General features: G+C 72.7%; 16 protein-coding genes. 7 read left to right on the top strand and 9 right to left on the bottom strand.

Annotated features, from left to right (window positions below; all coding sequences use genetic code 11):
• A complete protein-coding gene (locus tag G567_RS0120820) occupies positions 1-942 on the bottom strand; it encodes a DUF389 domain-containing protein (protein ID WP_028931506.1) in 942 nt (313 codons plus the stop codon).
• A 9-nt stretch (positions 943-951) separates the two neighbouring features.
• The gene (gene aspS / locus G567_RS0120815) at positions 952-2,751 is read right to left on the bottom strand and encodes an aspartate--tRNA ligase (RefSeq protein WP_028931505.1); all 1,800 of its coding nucleotides are present in this window, start codon (positions 2,749-2,751) and stop codon (positions 952-954) included.
• 53 nt (positions 2,752-2,804) lie between these two features.
• On the opposite strand from aspS, the gene G567_RS0120810 reads away from it, so the two are divergent.
• Positions 2,805-3,395 (top strand): gluconokinase, encoded by a 591-nt coding sequence (locus tag G567_RS0120810; RefSeq protein WP_245585729.1) that lies wholly within the window; start codon positions 2,805-2,807, stop codon positions 3,393-3,395.
• Between the two features lie 44 nt (positions 3,396-3,439).
• The gene (locus G567_RS30250) at positions 3,440-4,765 is read left to right on the top strand and encodes a YibE/F family protein (RefSeq protein WP_307724151.1); all 1,326 of its coding nucleotides are present in this window, start codon (positions 3,440-3,442) and stop codon (positions 4,763-4,765) included.
• A 26-nt stretch (positions 4,766-4,791) separates the two neighbouring features.
• Here the strand turns inward: G567_RS30250 and G567_RS0120800 are convergent, their stop codons facing one another.
• From G567_RS0120800 to G567_RS0120790, 3 genes are read right to left on the bottom strand one after another with little or no spacing between them, the layout of a single operon-like run.
• Positions 4,792-5,361: a class I SAM-dependent methyltransferase gene (locus tag G567_RS0120800; protein WP_028931503.1), complete on the bottom strand. Its 570-nt coding sequence runs from the start codon at positions 5,359-5,361 to the stop codon at positions 4,792-4,794.
• A complete protein-coding gene (gene hisS / locus G567_RS0120795; protein WP_028931502.1) occupies positions 5,358-6,638 on the bottom strand; it encodes a histidine--tRNA ligase in 1,281 nt (426 codons plus the stop codon). The genes G567_RS0120800 and hisS overlap by 4 nt, the downstream gene beginning before the upstream one ends.
• Positions 6,635-7,324 carry an MBL fold metallo-hydrolase gene (locus tag G567_RS0120790; RefSeq protein WP_028931501.1) on the bottom strand — a complete coding sequence of 230 codons (690 nt, stop codon included), beginning with the start codon at positions 7,322-7,324 and terminating at the stop codon, positions 6,635-6,637. The genes hisS and G567_RS0120790 overlap by 4 nt, the downstream gene beginning before the upstream one ends.
• A gap of 115 nt (positions 7,325-7,439) precedes the next feature.
• Here G567_RS0120790 and G567_RS0120785 point away from each other — a divergent pair, with 115 nt between their 5' ends.
• The 5 genes from G567_RS0120785 (at position 7,440) to G567_RS30240 (ending at position 12,121) form a co-directional block, all read left to right on the top strand.
• On the top strand, positions 7,440-8,270 hold the full coding sequence (locus G567_RS0120785; RefSeq protein ID WP_028931500.1) for a pentapeptide repeat-containing protein: 831 nt from the start codon (positions 7,440-7,442) through the stop codon (positions 8,268-8,270).
• Positions 8,271-8,321: 51 nt separating this feature from the next.
• Positions 8,322-8,624, top strand: a complete 303-nt coding sequence (locus G567_RS30245) for a Rieske (2Fe-2S) protein (protein ID WP_051233358.1) — start codon at positions 8,322-8,324, stop codon at positions 8,622-8,624.
• A gap of 75 nt (positions 8,625-8,699) precedes the next feature.
• A complete protein-coding gene (locus tag G567_RS0120775) occupies positions 8,700-9,545 on the top strand; it encodes a peptidylprolyl isomerase (RefSeq protein ID WP_028931499.1) in 846 nt (281 codons plus the stop codon).
• A gap of 397 nt (positions 9,546-9,942) precedes the next feature.
• The gene (locus G567_RS0120770) at positions 9,943-10,296 is read left to right on the top strand and encodes a thioredoxin family protein (protein ID WP_028931498.1); all 354 of its coding nucleotides are present in this window, start codon (positions 9,943-9,945) and stop codon (positions 10,294-10,296) included.
• Positions 10,297-10,393: 97 nt separating this feature from the next.
• Positions 10,394-12,121 carry a SulP family inorganic anion transporter gene (locus tag G567_RS30240; RefSeq protein WP_051233357.1) on the top strand — a complete coding sequence of 576 codons (1,728 nt, stop codon included), beginning with the start codon at positions 10,394-10,396 and terminating at the stop codon, positions 12,119-12,121.
• Positions 12,122-12,128: 7 nt separating this feature from the next.
• Here the strand turns inward: G567_RS30240 and G567_RS0120760 are convergent, their stop codons facing one another.
• The 4 genes from G567_RS0120760 to secD form a co-directional block, all read right to left on the bottom strand.
• Entirely contained in the window at positions 12,129-14,465 is a 2,337-nt protein-coding gene (locus tag G567_RS0120760; protein WP_028931497.1) for a RelA/SpoT family protein, read from the bottom strand.
• A 49-nt stretch (positions 14,466-14,514) separates the two neighbouring features.
• Entirely contained in the window at positions 14,515-15,054 is a 540-nt protein-coding gene (locus G567_RS0120755; RefSeq protein ID WP_028931496.1) for an adenine phosphoribosyltransferase, read from the bottom strand.
• Positions 15,055-15,181: 127 nt separating this feature from the next.
• Entirely contained in the window at positions 15,182-16,444 is a 1,263-nt protein-coding gene (secF, locus tag G567_RS0120750; RefSeq protein ID WP_028931495.1) for a protein translocase subunit SecF, read from the bottom strand.
• A gap of 1 nt (position 16,445) precedes the next feature.
• Positions 16,446-18,173 (bottom strand): protein translocase subunit SecD, encoded by a 1,728-nt coding sequence (gene secD / locus G567_RS0120745; protein ID WP_028931494.1) that lies wholly within the window; start codon positions 18,171-18,173, stop codon positions 16,446-16,448.
• Positions 18,174-18,177 lie beyond the last annotated feature (4 nt).

The following is an 18,177-nucleotide window of genomic DNA, read 5'->3' as shown; positions in this document are numbered from 1 at the left end:
CTACCCGGCAACGCGCCGCTTGCCGCTCCCCCGCCAGGCTCGCGCGCGCGGGGACAGCAGCAGCACCGCAACCGCGGCCACGACGATCCCGAGGACGTTGACGACCAACTGGAGCGCGGCCTGCCACGCCTCGTCGAACCGCTGTTCGATCAGCGCCACCGAGGTGTACGCGGCCGAGGGCACCGTCGTGACCGAGATGAACACCCCGACGAGGATGGCCGACCGCGCCGAGGTGAGGGCGAGCATCCCGGCGGAGCCGGCAAGCAGCGCGACGATGAGGGAGAACGGGCCGACGGTGTAGATGAACTTGACCTGGTCCATCTGGTCGAGCGACCCGGTGGGCAGCAGCCCGATCGCGTCGAACGCGATCGTGGCCAGGGCTGTTATGATCATCGCCACCGGGAAGCCCGCCGCGAGCGCCAATGCCCCGTGGTGGATCAGGTCGCGGCGGCGCAGCACCAGGCCCACCGCGACGGCGGCGAGCGCGCCGAACTCGGGACCGAGCACCATGGCCCCGACGACGGTGACCGGGGAGTCCGTGATGGCACCGATGGCCGCGAGTACGCACGCGATGGTCAGGAACACCTGGAAGGTCACCGTCAGCCTGGACTCCTCGCCCGTGCGAGTGATCAGCTCCTCCCAGACCACGGCGTCCGCCGGATCCCCGGGCACGGCCTTCTCCGCGGCGTCCGCGGCCTCCGACAGCGTGGTGTCGATCGTCTCGAGGGTGATGCCGCCACTGCGGTCGATCCCGAGGTCGCGCAGCGTCGCGAGCACCTGGTCGGCCGCCTCCCGGGTCACATCGGCCTCGACGACGTCACCCGCGGGCGCCAGCGCGATCCCGGGCTGAACCGTGATATGCGTGGCACCCGGCTCGGCGACGAGCTCGGCCTGCACGACGCCGGTTCGCTCGGGCGGGCAGATCACCCGCAGATGCAGCATCCCGATGGACTACTGGGGTGCCGTCACCGCCGGTGCCGCGGGTGAGTCCGTCGCGGGCTTCGCCGGCTGGGCATCCACCCCCGCCTCCTTGCGCTGTTCGGCCGTGATCGGCGCCGGTGCCTGGGTCAGCGGGTCGAAGCCGCCGCCGGTCTTCGGGAAGGCGATGACGTCCCGCAGCGAGTCGGCCCCGGTCAGCAGCATGCAGATCCGGTCCCAGCCGAACGCGATACCGCCGTGCGGCGGCGGACCGTGCTGGAAGGCCTCGAGCAGGAAGCCGAACTTCTCGCGCTGCTGCACCTCGTCCATACCCAGTAGCTCGAACACCCGCTGCTGCACATCGGAACGGTGGATACGGATCGAGCCCCCACCGATCTCGTGGCCGTTGGCGACGATGTCGTAGGCGTGGGCGAGTGCCTGGTCGGGGGCCTGTTCGAAGCGGTCGATCCACTCGTCGTTGGGCGCCGTGAACGGGTGGTGCACGGCGGTCCACCCGACGTCGGCGCCCTTGTCGTCGCGCACCCGCTCGAACATCGGGGCGTCGACGACCCAGACGAACGCCCAGGCGTCCTCGTCGACGAGGCCGATCCGGCGGGCGATCTCGACGCGCGCCGCGCCGAGCAGGACGCGGGCGTCCGACGGGTGTCCGGCGGCGAAGAAGATCGCGTCGCCCGGGTTGGCGCCGACCGCCTTGGCCAGGCCGTCCCGCTCGGCGTCGGAGAGGTTCTTGGCGACCGGCCCGCCGAGCTCACCGCCCGCGCTGATCGTCACGTAGGCCAGCCCCCGGGCGCCGCGCTGCCGCGCCCACTCCTGCCAGGCGTCGAACTGGCGGCGTGGCTGGTCGGCCCCGCCGGGCATCACGACGGCGCCGACGTAGGGCGCCTGGAACACCCGGAAGCTGGTGTCGGCGAAGTAGTCGGTGAGCTCGGTGAGCTCGAGGCCGAACCGCAGGTCCGGCTTGTCGGTGCCATAGCGCGCCATCGCCTCGGCGTAGGTAATCCGCGGGATCGGCAGCGGGATCTCGTAGCCGGCGAGCTCTCTCCACAGCGCCGCGGTCACGGCCTCACCGAGCTCGATGACATCGTCCTGGTCCACGAAGCTCATCTCGATGTCGAGCTGGGTGAACTCGGGCTGACGGTCGGCGCGGAAGTCCTCGTCGCGGTAGCAGCGGGCGATCTGGTAGTACCGCTCGGTGCCGGCCACCATCAGCAGTTGCTTGAACAGCTGCGGGCTCTGCGGCAGCGCGTACCAGGAACCCGGACGCAGCCGGGCAGGCACCAGGAAGTCGCGGGCGCCCTCCGGGGTCGAGCGGGTCAGCGTCGGCGTCTCCACCTCGACGAAGTCGCGCTCGTGCAGCACGGCGCGGGCGATCCGGTTGGCCTCGCTGCGCAGCCGCAGCGCGGCGGCCGGGCCGGGGCGGCGCAGGTCGAGGTAGCGGTACTTGAGCCGGACCTCCTCCCCGACCTCGGTGTGCTCGTCGATCGGGAATGGGAGGGGGGCGGACTCCGACAGTACGTCTATTTCAAGCGCGGTCACCTCGATCTCGCCGGTCGCAAGGTCCGGGTTCTCGTTGCCGGCGGGACGGCGCGCCACCTGACCGGTGACCTGGACGACGAACTCGGACCGCAAGCGGTGCGCGCGCTCGGCCATCTCGCCCTCGCGGAAGACCACCTGGGCCGCGCCGGACGCGTCGCGCAGATCGATGAAGATCACGCCACCATGATCACGGCGACGGGCCACCCACCCGGCGAGGGTCACGGACTGTCCGGCGTGCTCGGCACGAAGGGTGCCGCAGGGGTGGGTGCGCATCACGCGAAAGAGGCTATCCGGATCCCCCCGGCACCCGGCCAGCAGCCTTCCCCACCATGGGCGAGAGTGGGCGGATGGGCGTCCGACGGCAGACGATCGCGGTGGTGATGGGGGTATCCGGCGTCGGCAAGACGACGGTGGCGGCGGAGCTGGCCCGGCGCACCGGCTGGGTGTCGCTGGAGGGTGACGACCTGCACCCCGAGGCCAGCCGGCGCAAGATGGCCGCCGGTCAGCCGTTGTCCGACGACGACCGCCGGCCGTGGCTGCGGCGGATCGCGGGCTGGATCGGCGACCAGGAAGCCGCCGGTCGCAGCGGAGTCGTCACCTGCTCCGCGCTCAAACGCAGCTACCGCGACCTGCTGCGCGAGGGCCACCCTTCGGTCTGGTTCGTGCATCTGGTCGCCGAGCGCGACGTGCTGGCCGAACGCCTGCGGCGCCGCCGCGGCCACTACATGCCCGCCTCGCTCCTCGCGAGCCAGCTCGCGGCCCTCGAGCCGCTGCAGCCGGACGAACCGGGTATCGCCGTGCCCGCGCACCGCGACCCCGCCGCCGCGGTCGGTCAAGTGCTGGGGATGCTGTGGTCCGGCTCGAACCCGTCCCCCACCCAGCCCCAGCATGGTGGCTTTACTCCGGTCCGACCGGAGTAAAGCCACCATGCTGCGGTCGAGGCGGGCGTTGGCAGGATATGGGAGTGGCTCCCCCCGAGCCCCCGGTTCCTGCCCGGGGCAGCGCCGACGGCCGTCACCGGCACCGCGGGCGCCGATCTCGGGCGGCGCCCGCGCCGGGCGGGCCGGCCACCTTGCCCGTCATCGGGCACGGCCACGGCCACGGGCGCCGGCCCGCGGCCCCGGCCGGACGCCGGGTCCGGATGCTGATCGCGGCGCTGCTCGTCCCGTGCGCGCTCGCGACCCTGGTCGGGCTGGTGGCGCTGTACCCGCCGGCGAACCCGCCCGCCGTCGCCGGGACCGGCATCGAGCAGCCGATCAACGCCGAGGTCGTCGCGGCGCAACGGGCCGACTGCGTCCGCGGCTCCGGCGACGGCGGCTGCCTGGGGCTCGTCGTCCGGATGGAGGATGGCCCGCTGCCCGGGCGCGACCTCGTGCAGCTCGTCCCGATCGAGCCGGCCACGCCGCGGTTCGCCGTCGGCGACGAGATCGTGCTGGCCTGGTCGGGTGCCGACCCGCTCGACCCGAGCTCCTACCGGGTCGCCGACTTCCAGCGCGGCGCCGCGCTGATCTGGCTCGCCGCGCTGTTCGCGGGCGCCGTGCTGCTGCTGGGACGCTGGCGTGGGCTCGCCGCGCTCGTCGGGCTCGGGCTGAGCTTCGTCGTGCTGCTGTGGTTCGTGCTGCCCGCGATCCTCAGCGGCAGCGACCCGCTCGCCGTGGCCATCGTCGGCTCGTGTCTGATCATGTTCCTGGTGCTGTACCTGGCGCACGGCCCGTCCGCCCGGACCTCCACGGCAGTCCTCGGGACGGTGTTCTCGCTCGGGCTGATCGGGCTGCTCGGGGCCGGTTTCTCCGCTGCCGCCCGGCTCACCGGGCTCGACGACCAGACCGCCAGCCTCATCGCCACCCTCGACGCCGCGGTCGACGCGCGCGGGCTGCTGCTCGCGGGGGTCGTCATCGGCGCGCTGGGTGTGCTCGACGACGTCACGATCACCCAGACCAGCGCGGTGTGGGAACTGCGCGCCGCCAACCCGGGACTGGGTGCCCGCGAACTGTACGGCGCCGCGATGCGGATCGGCCGCGACCACGTCTCCTCCGCGGTGAACACGCTGGTCCTGGCCTACGCGGGCGCGGCGCTGCCGTTGCTTCTGCTGTTCAGCGTCTCCGGGCGCTCGATCGGCCAGGCGCTGACCACCCAGGACGTGGCGACCGAGATCGTGCGGACGCTGGTCGGCAGCATCGGCCTCGTCGCGTCGGTGCCGATCACCACGGCACTGGCCGCGGCCGTCGCCGTGCGGGAGCGGCCGTGGGTACACACCGCGCGGCGGCCCGGCGGCTCACCCGCACAGTGATCGGCGCCTCATCGGCGGGGTGGGCCTCAACGGGGGGGCGCTGGGGCGAGCGCGGCCTCGCCATGGCGCGCGACCAGATGCGCCTCGCCGTCGCCCTCGGCGTCCACCAGCACCTCCAGCCCGGCGAAGGCGGTGACCAGCTCGCCCGGAGCGGCACGGAACGGCCCGGAACCGTCCCCGACCTGCGACAGCACCGTGACCGCCAGCAGCCCGCCCGGCCGGAGCAGCGCGGCCATCGCCGGATAGAGCCGCGGGTCGCGGAACCGCTGGCACACCACCAGGTCGTAGGGACCCCGGCAACCCTCGGGAATGCCGTCGTCCAGATCGGCCTCGATCCAGGTCACCGCGACCCCGTGGCGTTCCGCCAGCCGCGCGCCCGCGTCCAGGCCCGCGCCGGAGACGTCGACGGCCTCGACGGCGAACCCGTGCCGGGCCAGCCACACCGCGACCACGCCCCGGCCGCACGCCAGCTCCAGAGCCCGGCCACCGGGCGGCAGCAGGTCGAGCCGCCCGCCCAGCGCCGCCGGGGGCGCGGGCGTGCCGGGATCCAGCGCGGCGTGCCGGGCGTCCCAGCGCTCCCGATCGGCCCGGCTCATGGTGAGGCGAGCCGCCCGACCAGCTCGTCGACGGCGTCGTCGAGCGGCACCGTGCGCTGCTCCCCCGAGCCGAGGTTCTTGATCGCGACGGCGCCGGCCTCGAGGTCGCGATCGCCGAGGACCAGCGCATACCGGGCGCCGGACCGGTCGGCCGACTTCATCGCGCCCTTGAGCCCGCGCCCGCCGTAGGCGAGGTCGACCCGCACCCCGACGGCCCGCAGCCGCGCGGCGAGCACGACCAGCCTGCGGCGTGCCGCCTCGCCCAGCGGCACCCCGAACACCTCGACCCGCGGCGCGTCGTCGATCGGGAGCCCCTCGGCTCGGCAGGCCAGCAGGGTCCGGTCGACCCCGATGCCGAACCCGATGCCCGAGAGCGGCTGCCCGCCGAGCACGGCCATCAGCCCGTCGTAACGCCCGCCGCCGCCGATCCCCGACTGAGCGCCGAGCCCGTCGTGCACGAACTCGAAGGTCGTCTTCGTGTAGTAGTCGAGCCCGCGCACCATCCGCGGGTTCTCCACATACGCGACGCCCAGGTCGTCGAGATGCCGCCGGACCTCGGTGTAGTGGGCGGCCGAGGCCGCCGAGAGGTGGTCGACCAGCAGCGGCGCGCCGGCCAGCATGGCTCGCATCTCGGGTCGCTTGTCGTCGAGCACCCGCAGCGGGTTGATCTCGGCCCGGCGCCGGGTCGGCTCGTCGAGCGGCAGCTGCGCGAGGAAGGCCTGCAACCGCTCGCGGTAGGCGGGACGGCATTCGGCGTCGCCCAGCGAGGTCAGTTCGAGGCGGTACCCGGTCAGGCCCAGCGCGCGGAACCCCTCGTCGGCGACGGCGATGACCTCGGCGTCCAGCGCCGGGTCGTCCACGCCGATGGCCTCGATCCCGACCTGCTGCAGCTGCCGGTAACGTCCGGCCTGCGGGCGCTCGTAGCGGAAGAACGGCCCCGCGTAGCGCAGCTTCACCGGCAGCCCGCCGCGGTCGAGGCCGTGCTCGATCACCGACCGGACCACGCCCGCCGTGCCCTCCGGACGCAGCGTCACCGAGCGTTCGCCGCGGTCCGCGAAGGTGTACATCTCCTTGCTGACGACGTCGGTGGACTCGCCGACGCCGCGCGCATAGAGCCCGGTGTCCTCGAAGACGGGCAGCTCGATATGCCCGTAGCCGGCGCGGTCGGCCGCGGCGATCAGCGCCTCGCGGACCCGGACGAAACCGTCGGAGGGCAGGTACTCCGGGATCCCCTTCGGCGCGGCGAAGGCTCGGGACTCCTCGACCGCGGCGCTCACAGCCCGCGCCTCGGAGCAGGGGCGGACAGCCCCTGCAGGAACGGGTTGGACGCGCGTTCCCGCCCGATGGTCGTGGTCGGCCCGTGCCCGGGCAACACGAACGCCGAGTCGTCGCGGGTGAGCAACCGATCCCGGATGCTGGCCAGCAGCTGCTCGTGCGACCCGCCGGGCAGGTCGGTGCGGCCCACCGAGCCCGCGAACAGCGTGTCGCCCGCCAGGACCACCTCGACGCCCTCCTCGGTCGGCGTCGAGAACACCACGGAACCGGGCGTGTGCCCGGGGGTGTGGTCGACGCGCAGTTCGAGACCGGCGAGCGAGAGGGTCGACCCGTCGTCGAGGTGGCGCACCTCACGTGGCTCGCGCAGCTCCAGGCGTCCGCCGAAGAACGCCGCCGAATCCGCCGAGATCCCCTTCAGCGGGTCGGCCAGCATCTCCCGGTCGTCGGGATGGATCCAGGCCGGCATGTCGTGGCCGTCGCACACGGGCGCGACGGAGAAGGTGTGGTCGAAATGCCCGTGGGTGAGCAGCACCGCGACCGGGGTCAGCCGATGCTCGGCGAGCAGCTCCTCCAGCGGCTCGACGGCGTCCTGACCCGGGTCGACGACGATGCACGCCTCCCCGGCGTCGCGGGCGAGGACGTAGCAGTTGGTCTGGAAGGCACCGGCCGGAAATCCTGCGACGAGCACCTGGCCAGCCTAATCCGACGGCGACGCCCACCCGGCGGCCGGCCCTGGGATGATGGCGGGCTCACGTCGAGTATCAGGGCGGACCGGTACCCATCTGGAAGGCGGGATCCGTACGGTGTCACCGAGGACCGAGGCCCGAGCCGCCGAAGCGGGCTCCGGTGAGCTGCGGGCGGACTGCGCCAACTGTTTCGGGCTGTGCTGCGTCGCGCTACCCTTCGCGGCCTCGGCCGACTTCGCGATCGACAAGGACGCGGGCCGGCCCTGCCCCAACCTGCGGGCGGACTTTCGCTGCGGCATCCATTCCCGGCTGCGGCAGGAGGGTTTTCCGGGCTGCACGGTCTACGACTGCTTCGGCGCCGGGCAGAAGGTCTCTCAGCTCACCTTCGGCGGGCGGGACTGGCGCCGCGCCCCGCACACGGCCCGGCAGATGTTCGCCGTCTTTCCGCTCGTGCGCCAGCTCCACGAGCTGCTCTGGTACCTGGCCGAGGCGTTGACGTTGCCGCAGGCCCGGCCCCTCCACGACGAGCTGCGCGAGACGTTCGACGAGATCGAACACCTCACCCGCCGCGATGCCCGCGACCTCGCGGACCTGGACGTCGCAGCGCACCGGGAGCGAGTGAACGTCCTGCTGCTGGGCACGAGCGAACTCGCGCGGGCGACGATCGACGGCCGCAAGGACCGCAGGCGGGCCGATCTCGTCGGGGCCGATCTGCGCGGCGCCGACCTGCGCGGCGCCGACCTGCGCGGGGCCCTGCTCATCGCGGCCGTCCTCACCGGCGCCGACCTGCGATCCGCCGACCTGATCGGGGCCGACCTGCGCGACACGGACCTGCGTGGGGCCGATCTGACCGGCAGCATCTTCCTCATCCAGGCCCAGCTCGATGCCGCCCGGGGCGACGCCACCACCCGGCTGCCGGCTGCGCTCGCGCGCCCCGCGCACTGGTAGCGGCCCGGCGTAGGGTGCGTGGCCCGGGCCCGCACCGACCGGAGGTCATCGATGACCGGCGACGATCCAGCCCCGCTGATCCGCACGGCCGCGGTCCCCGTGGGCGGCGGCGTGGTCCTTCGCGGGCCGGGGGTCGTGCTCACGCAGCCGACACCCGGCACGTTCGTCGCGTTCAGCGCGACCTGCACCCACGAGGGCTGCACGGTCCACTCCGTGGCCGGCGGGACGATCAACTGCTTCTGCCACGGCAGCCGGTTCCGGATCGACGACGGCGCGGTCGTCGGCGGCCCCGCACCCGAGCCGCTCCCCCGGGTCCCGATCACGGTGACCGGCGAGGTGATCCGCGTGGGCTGACCAGCCCCGCAGGTCCCGTCGCGTGGCGATCGCTACGCTCCGCTGCAAGCACGCGAGCCGGGAGGATGTCAAACGGTGGCGACGAACCAGATGCGACGGGAGGCCGCCAAGCGCAAGCTGGCGCGACAGCAGGAGCGGCGCGCCCTGCAGGCCAAGCGGCGCAAGCAGATCACGATGATCACCTCGGCGGCGGTGGTCGTGGTCGTGGTGGTCGCCGTCGTGCTGCTGACCACGCTCGGTGGATCGGGCGGTTCCGCCGACACCACCGATCCGGCCGCCGCAGGCATCTCCCCGGAACGGATCCCCACCGACAGCGCGCCGCTTCCCACCAGGCCCACCGCCCTGCCGGCCACCGTGAACTGTGCCTACCCGGCGAGCGGCGATGCCGCCAGACCGGTGCAGCCGCCGGCCACCGCGGACATCAGCGCGCAGGGGACGGTGCCGGTGACGCTGGAGACCAGCTCGGGCGCCATCCCGCTGACGCTGGACCGGGCGCTGGCCCCGTGCACGGTGAACAGCTTCGTGAGCCTGGCCCAGCAGGGCTACTTCGATGGCACCGGCTGCCACCGGCTCACCACGTCGGCCGGGCTGCAGGTCCTGCAGTGCGGCGACCCGACGGGCACCGGCGGGGGTGGCCCCGGCTACACGTTCGCCGACGAGACCTTCCCCGAGCTGACCTACGGCCGCGGCCTCCTGGCGATGGCGAACGCCGGTCCCGACACCAACGGCAGTCAGTTCTTCATGATCTACGGCGACGCGCAGCTCCCGCCGAACTACGCGGTCTTCGGTTCGATCTCGGCCGACGGGCTCGCGGTGATCGATCGGATCGCACAGGCCGGTCACGACGGTTCGCTGGATCCGGTCCCCGGCGGTGGCAAGCCCCTGCTGCCCGTGACGATCGAGAAGGCGGCCGTGCAGTAAGCCGTACCGCGGATCGGCGGTGCTCCCGCTGCCGCCCCCGCCCGATTTGCCCGTCACAGGACGGTGGTGAGGTCGGAGGCGGGCTCGCCGCGCAGGATCTGCACCGCGCCGACCAGTAGGGCCCAGCAGGGTGTAGGCCATGCTCTGCGGCACGAGCATCACGGCGACGGTCAGCCCCGCGGTCAGGTCCGAGCGCAGGGAGGCACGGTCGGAGCGGCGGACGAAGGCGTTTCGGCGAGGTCCGCGACGATGGCTCGTACCTCCGGTAAACTCGAATAAAGGTCCGGACATTTTGGATCGAGGCAGTGATGCTACTCACGACGATCGACCGGAATGAACAGCCTCTCCGTGAAGGTTTGGGCAGGTCGAATACCCCTACCAGTATCAAGGAGACGAGATGACCTCTGAGGCGAGGAACCACCCGGTCGCGGCCGTCCGGCCGGTTACCGAGGACGAGTTCGCCCGCGAGGTCCTGGAGAGCCCGACTCCCGTGCTGGTCCGCTTCGGCGCCGAATGGTGCGGGCCGTGCCGCACGCTGGGCCCGACCCTGGACGCGATCGCGGCCGAGCACCCCGGCCGGCTGCGTGTGGTCAGCGTCGACGTCGACACCAGTCCGGCGCTGGCGCGCCGCTACCGGATCTGGAGCATTCCCGCGATGCTGCTGTTCTCCGGGGGGACCGTCGTCGAACGGATCCGCGGGGCGCGCAACCCCACCACGATCCTGCGCAAGATCGGCGCCCACCTGCCTTGAGCCGGCCCCGCCGCGGGTGGCACGGGCGGCCCGGTTCCCCCGCCGGCACCCCCGGTCGGGGGGGACCCGCCGTTCAATTGTCCGTACTATTAAGCCGGTGAAAGCCCCGAGCGCGGCGTCGAGCGCCCTGCCGTTCCTCCGCTGGCTGCGCGGTTACGACCGCTCGCAGCTGGCCGCCGACGCCCGGGCCGGGGCGACCGTCGGCGTGCTGCTCATCCCGCAGTCGATGGCCTACGCCGCGCTCGCCGGCCTGCCGCCCATCACCGGGCTCTACGCGGCGCTGGCCTCGCTGATCGTCTACGCCCTGCTGGGCACGAGCAACTACTCGTCGGTGGCCCCGGTCGCGATCGACTCCCTGCTGGTCGCCGCCGCCGTCGCCCCGCTGGCCGGCGGCGACGAGACGCGCTACGTCGCGCTCGCCGGCCTGCTCGCGGCGCTCACCGGCGCGCTCCAGCTCGGCGCCGGGGCGCTGCGGCTCGGCGCGCTGGTCAGCTTCATCTCGGTGCCCGTGATCAGCGGCTTCACCACCGCGGCCGCGTTGACCATCGCCGCCAGCCAGCTCAAGGATCTGCTCGGCATCACCGGGGGTGGCGGCTCGACCAACCTGCTGGCCACCCTCAGCGGCCTGGTCCCCCGGCTCGGCGAGACCAAGCCGCTCACGCTGGTCGTGGGCGTCGGTGCCGTCGGTGCGTTACTGCTGCTGCGGCGCGTCGCGCCGAGGGCGCCCGGGCCGCTGATCGTGGTGACCGCGGCGGCGCTCGTCGTCCTGCTGCCGGGGCTGTCGGGGAACGTGGCGGTCCTCGGCGAGGTGCCCGCAGGCCTGCCCGTGCCTGTGTTGCCGTCGCTGGCACTGTCGGACGTCCAGGCGCTGCTGCCCTCGGCCGCGGCCCTCGCACTCGTCTCCTACCTCGAATCGATCAGCACGGCGACCGCGTTCGCCCGGCGGACCCGCACCCGCGTCAACCCGAACGGGGAGCTCGTCGCGGTCGGTGCGGCCAACCTCGCCGCGGGGTTCGTCCGCGGGTTCAGCGTCGCCGCGGGGTTCTCCCGCGGCGCGGTCAACTTCGGGGCCGGGGCGCGGACCCCGATGTCGGGTGTGCTGGCAGCAGCGCTGATCGCGGTGGCCCTGGTGACGATCACCCCGCTGCTCGCCCTGATGCCCAAGGTCGCCCTCGCCGCGATCATCATCGTGGCCGTCGCGTCGCTGGTCGACGTCCGCGGCGCGATCGCCATCGCCCGGGTCCGCCGCAGCGACCTGGTCGCGCTGGCCGCGACGTTCCTCGCCACGCTGCTGCTGGGGGCCGCCCAGGGCCTCGGCGTCGGGGTCGCCGTGAGCCTCGTGGTCTTCCTGCGTCAGTCGGTGCGGCCCCACTTCCCGGAGCTCGGGCGCCTACCGGGGACCGCGCGTTTCCGCAACCTCGACCGCCACGACGACGCGCTGACCGACCCGGCGGTGGCACTGTTCCGCCTCGACGCGCCGCTGTATTTCGCGAACAGCCGGTCGGTGGCCGACACGATCACCGAGGCGACCGCGGAGCGGACCGCGCTGCGCGCCGTCGTGCTGGACGCCAGCTCCACACCGTGGATCGACTACACGGGCAGCGAGGCGATCTCGGAGCTGGACGGGGAGCTGCGGGAGGCCGGCGTCCAGCTGCACCTGGCCGCGGTCCGCGGGCCCGTCGCCGATGTGCTGGCCCGCGCCGGCTATCTCGAACGGCTGCGCGCCGAGGGCCGGGTGCATTCCGACGTCGCGGCCGCGGTGGCCGCGCTGGGGCTCGATCCGGACTCGCCACTGCGGCCGGGCCGCGACGTCAGGCCGCGGTGAGCACTGCTCAGCCCGCGCTCGTCACCCGGTACACGTCGTAGACACCCTCGACGTTGCGCACCGCCCGCAGCAGATGCCCCAGATGTTTGGGATCGCCCATCTCGAAGGTGAACCGCGACACCGCCACCCGATCGCGCGAGGTCGTCACCGACGCCGAGAGGATGTTGACCTTCTCGTCGGCCAGCACCTTCGTCACGTCCGAGAGCAGCCGGTGCCGGTCCAGCGCCTCGACCTGGATCGCGACCAGGAACACCGACCCGGGCTGCACCGCCCAGGAGACCTCGACCAGCCGCTCGGAACGCGACTGCAGATCGGCCGCGTTCGTGCAGTCGGTGCGGTGCACGCTGACCCCGCCGCCGCGGGTGACGAAGCCGAGGATGTCGTCGCCGGGCACCGGGGTGCAGCAGCGGGCCAGCTTCATGTAGAGATCGCCGAGATCGCCGTTGACGCTGCTGTCGCCGCGCACCACCACGCCGACATCACCGGTCGCCCGGCGCAGCCGCACCGTGGACGGCGTGGACCGCTCGGCGAGCTCCTCCTCGGCGTCCTCCATGCCGCCGAGCAGCGCGACGAGCCGCTGCACGACGTGCCGGGCGCTCGCATGCCCCTCCCCGACCGCGGCGTAGAGGCCGGAGAGGTCCGGGAAGTGCAGCTCGCGGGCCAGCGCCGCCATCGAGTCCGAGGAGACGAGCCGCTGCAGCGGCATCCCGGTCCGCCGGGCCTCCCGGGTGATCGCGTCCTTACCCCCCTCGATGGCCTCCTCGCGGCGCTCCTTGGCGAACCAGTGCTTGATCTTGGTCTTGGCCCGCGGCGAGGCGGCGAACGACAACCAGTCGCGGCTCGGGCCCGCGCCCTCGGCCTTGGAGGTGAAGATCTCGACGACGTCGCCGGACTCGAGCTTGCGCTCCAGCGCGACCAGCCTGCCGTTCACCCGCGAGCCGATGCAGCGGTTGCCGACCTCGGTATGCACCGCATAGGCGAGGTCGACCGGGGTCGAACCGAGCGGCAGCGTGATCACGTCGCCCTTGGGGGTGAAGACGAAGATCTCCTTGGCGGCCAGGTCGAAGCGCAACGACTCCAGGAAGTCGCCGGGGTCCGCGGCCTCCCGCTGCCAGTCGAGCAGCTGGCGCATCCAGGCCATCTCGTCGACCTCGACGGCCTGGCCGGTGTGCGCGCCGCGGGTCTCCTTGTACCGCCAGTGCGCCGCGATGCCGTACTCGGCGGTGCGGTGCATCTCGTGGGTGCGGATCTGCACCTCGAGCGGTTTGCCGTCGGGGCCGATCACGGTGGTGTGCAGCGACTGGTACACCCCGAACCGGGGCTGGGCGATGTAGTCCTTGAACCGGCCGGGCATCGGCTGCCACAGCGCGTGCACCATACCCATCGCCGCATAGCAGTCACGCACCTCGTCGACGAGCACCCGCACACCCACGAGGTCGTGGATGTCGTCGAAGTCGCGGCCCTTGACGATCATCTTGCGGTAGATCGAGTAGTAGTGCTTGGGCCTGCCCTCGACGGTCGCCGCGATCCGCGCCGAGTCGAGCTGCTGGGTCACCTCGTCGATGACCTGTTTGAGGTAGGTGTCCCGCGACGGCGCCCGCGTCGCGACCAGCCGGACGATCTCGTCGTACTTCTTCGGGTGCAGGATCGCGAAGGACAGGTCCTCCAGCTCCCACTTGATCGTGGCCATCCCGAGCCGGTGGGCCAGCGGCGCCAGCACCTCGAGCGTCTCGCGGGCCTTCTTGGCCTGTTTCTCCGGCGGCAGGAAGCGCATCGTGCGCATGTTGTGCAGCCGGTCGGACAGCTTGATCACCAGCACCCGGGGGTCGCGGGCCATCGCGACCACCATCTTGCGGATGGTCTCGGCCTCGGCGGCCGAACCGAGCTCAACCTTGTCGAGCTTGGTCACCCCGTCGACCAGGTGCGCCACCTCGTCGCCGAAGTCGGCGCGCAGCCGCTCCAGGGAGTAGTCGGTGTCCTCGACGGTGTCGTGCAGCAGGGCCGCGACCAGCGTCGTGGTGTCCATCCCCAGCTCGGCCAGGATCGTCGCGACGGCCAGCGGATGGGTGATGTACGGGTCACCGGACTTGCGTTTCTGGTGGGCGTGCTTCTCCTCGGCGACATCGTAGGCCCGCTGCAGCAGCACCAGGTCGGCCTTCGGGTGCAGCGTGCGGTGCACCGCGGCCAGCGGCTCGAGCACCGGCTTGACGACGGCGACGCGCTGCGGGGTCATCCGGCGAGCGATACGCGCCCGTACCCGCCGGGTGGCCGAGGGCTTCGAGGTCGCTACAGCCGGTCCCTCGGGCCCCGGAACCGGCGGCGCGACCGGCTGCAGGTCGGTCATTCGCGCTCCACCCCCCGAAGGATAACCCTCCGCTCAGCGGCGGAGGCGTTCAGTACCGCAGCAGCGTGTGCACCGGGATGCCCGCGAGCCGGGCGCGGCCGCCGAGCGCGGTGAGCTCGACCAGCGTCCCGAACCCGGTGACCTGCGCGCCGACGTCGCCGAGCAGCGCCGCCGCGGCCGCCGCGGTGCCGCCGGTGGCCAGGACGTCGTCGATGAGGAAGACCCGGGCACCCGCGGGCACGGTGTCGGCCGGGATCTCCAGCGTCGCGCTGCCGTACTCCAGGTCGTAGGTGCGCGACGCCGCGACCCGCGGCAGCTTCCCCGCCTTGCGGACCGGGACGATCCCGGTGCCCGCGACCAACGCGACCGCGGCGCCGATGAGGAATCCGCGCGCCTCGACACCGACCACGAGGTCGGCCTCCCCGGCCAGCGCCGCGAGCTCGGTCGACACGACGGTGAACGCCTCCCCGTCGGCCAGTACCGGAGTGATGTCACGGAACAGCACGCCCGGTTCGGGATAGTCCGGGACGTCGCGGACCAGGCCGGCGAGCCGCGCGAGCGAAGGGTCGACGTTCTCGGCGAGGCTCAACGCACGGCCTCGCTGTGCCCACCCGCCCCGCCGGCTCCGCCGGCTGCCGTCCCCCGCTGCTCGGCCGGCCCATGAGGCGACATCTCAGCGCGCAGGCGCTGTGCTGATGATTCGTTCGCAAGCTCACTCATCGGCGCCGCTTCCCGGTCGGCCGCGAGGTCTTGCCCCGCGGTCGCGCGGCCCTGCTGCCCCCGGACCGGGGCGTTTCGGTCTTGCCGGGGCGGGCGGGAACGCCGGACGCGGCGGCCACGGCCTGTTCCCTGCGCAGCTCGGCGGCGGGCGCGCCGTCGTCGATGACGTCGGTGGCCGCGTCGGCGGTATCCGGACCCTCCCCGACCGGCGCCGCCGCGGTGCGGCGACGCCGCAGCCGGACCTTCTCCGCATGCTCGCGGAACCGCGGGTCACGCATCTTCAGGTCGACCAGGATGGGGGTCGCCAGCAGCACCGACGAGGCGGTGCCGACGAGGATGCCGACCATCTGGACCAGCGCCAGGTCCGCGAGGGTGCCGACGCCGAGCAGCCCGACCCCGACGACCATCAGCCCGACGACCGGGAGCACCGCGATCAGCGAGGTGTTGATCGAGCGCATCAGGACCTGGTTGACGGCCAGGTTGGCGGCCTCGGGGTAGGTGCGCCGGGTGAGTCCGAGCAGGCTGCGGGTGTTCTCCTTGACCTTGTCGAACACCACGACCGTGTCGTACAGGGAGAACCCGAGGATCGTCAGCAGCCCGATCACCGTCGAGGGCGTGACCTCGAACCCGACGAGCGAGTAGATGCCCGCGGTGACCACCACGTCGTGCAGCAGCCCGACCAGCGCGGCGACCGCCATCGGACGTTCGAAGTACAGCGCGAGGAAGATCGTGACGAGCACCAGGAACACCGCCAGCGCGATGGCCGCCTGCTGGGTGATCTGCCCGCCCCAGGTGCCGCTGACCGCGGTCACGCTGATCGCGTTCTCCGACGGGGTGCCGTCCGGGCCGAGCGGCTGGACGGCGTCGAACAGCGTCTGCCGCAGCGCGAGGGTCTGCGCCTCGTCGAGCGGCTCGGACCGGATGATGACCGACTCGGCCGCCCCAGAGCCCACCGACTGCACCGACGCCGGGTCGTCGCCGACGGTCTGGCGGAAGGCCTCCTCGGCCTGCTCGACGCTGATCGTCCCGGCGGTGCCGGTGGCCGGGAACTGGATCTGGGTGCCGCCGGTGAAGTCGACGCCGAGGTTGAACCCGCGCAGCGCGATCGAGAGCACACAGATGAGCAGCAGGACCCCGAAGCCGATGTACCAGGTCTTGCGCCGCCCGACGATGTCGAAGGCGCCGGTGCCGGTGTAGAGCCGGGTGAAGACGCCCGGTTTCGCGGTGCCGGTGGTGGTGCCGGTCCTGGAGGCACCCATCTCAGGCTCCCTTCGCGGTCGCGGCGGCCCGCCGCCGTTGCGCACCGATCTTCGCGACGGCGCCCAGCCCGGACAGCGTCGGGCTGGAGAAGATCCGCGAATGCGAGGCCATCGCGACCAGCGGATGCGTCACCAGGAACACGACCACGAGGTCGAGCACCGTCGACATGCCCAGCGTGAACGCGAAGCCCTTCACCTGGCCGACCGCGAGGATGTAGAGCACGGCGGCCGCGAGGAAGCTGACCGCGTCGGCGGTGAGGATCGTCCGCCGCGCCCGCACCCAGCCGCGGGGCACCGCCGAGCGGAACGTACGGCCCTCGCGCATCTCGTCCTTGAGCCGTTCGAAGAAGATCACGAACGAGTCGGCCGTGATGCCGATCGCCACGATGAACCCGGCGACGCCCGCGAGGTCGAGGGTGAACCCGATCCACCGTCCGAGCAGCACCAGCACCGCGTAGACGACCACCCCGGACAGCACCAGCGAGAGGATCGTGAGAACCCCGAGGATGCGGTAGTAGAACAGGCAGTAGAGGAACACCATGGCGAGCCCGACCATGCCCGCGAGCAGGCCGGCCTCGAGCGAGGCGAGCCCGAGAGTGGCCGAGACCGTTTCGGCCTCCGAGGCCTCGAAGGACAGCGGCAGCGAGCCGTAGCGCAGCGCCGCGGCGAGGTCCTGCGCCTCCTGCTGGGTGAACTGGCCGGAGATCTCGGTCGGGCCGTAGATCGCGCTGTTGATCGTCGGCGCGGAGACGACCTCCCCGTCGAGCACGAACGCGGCGTTCTTGCCGACGTTCTTGCTGGTGTAGTCGCCCCAGATCGCAGCGCCCTCGCTCTTGAAGGTCAGGCTCACGACATAGCCCGGGCCGTTCGGGTTGACACCCGCGGTCGCGCTCTCGATCTGCGTGCCCTCCAGGAACGCCGGCCCGAGCAGGTATTTCTCGGTGCCCTCCTGGTTGCACGCGACCAGCGGTTTCGCCGGGTCGTCGTAACCGCGCAGCGGGTCCTTGGCCGAGCAGTCCAGCGCGACGAGCGCCTGTTCCTGTACGGCCGGATCGGTGCTCTGGCGGGTCTCGCGGGCCGTGGCGATCGCCGCGGCCAGCTCGGGGTCGGCGGGTGCCGGGTTGGCCGACCCGTCCGGCGCCGGCGGGGGTGTGGGCGGCGGGGTGGGCTGCTGAAGCGGCCGGGAGTACGCCACCGGAGCGATGGCGCCGGAGCTGTCCCCCGCGCCCTGCGGCTGTGGGGCCGGCGGCTGGGGGTTGGGCGGCTGGGGCGCGGTCCCCGGGTTCTCCCCGGGCACACCCTCTTCGGTGCCGGGCGGGGTGGCACCCGGCTGCTCGGGCAGGGTCGCCGGGAACGGACCCCCGATGACCTCCCGGAACCGCAGCTGGGCGGTCTGACCCAACGACCGGGCGTCGTCGCCCTGGGCGCCGGGCACGGTGATCGTCAGGTTGCTCCCGTCGAGGACGACCTCGGCGCCGCTGACGCCGAGGCCGTTGACGCGCTGTTCGATGATCTGCTGGGCCTGCAGCAGCTGGTCGCGCGGCGGAACGGCGCCGGTCTCGGTGCGCGCGCTCAGCGTGACCCGGGTGCCGCCCTCCAGGTCGATCCCGAGCTTCGGGGCGGGTCTGCCGTCGCCGGTGAAGAACACCAGTGCGTACAGCACGACGACGATGCCGACGAACGCCGTCAGGTACCGCCAGGGGCGGATCTGCCCCGGGGTGGGTGCCACTGCT

This window comes from Pseudonocardia asaccharolytica DSM 44247 = NBRC 16224 (genome assembly GCF_000423625.1).
Lineage (GTDB): Bacteria > Actinomycetota > Actinomycetes > Mycobacteriales > Pseudonocardiaceae > Pseudonocardia > Pseudonocardia asaccharolytica.
This window is presented reverse-complemented; position numbering and strand designations above follow the sequence as displayed.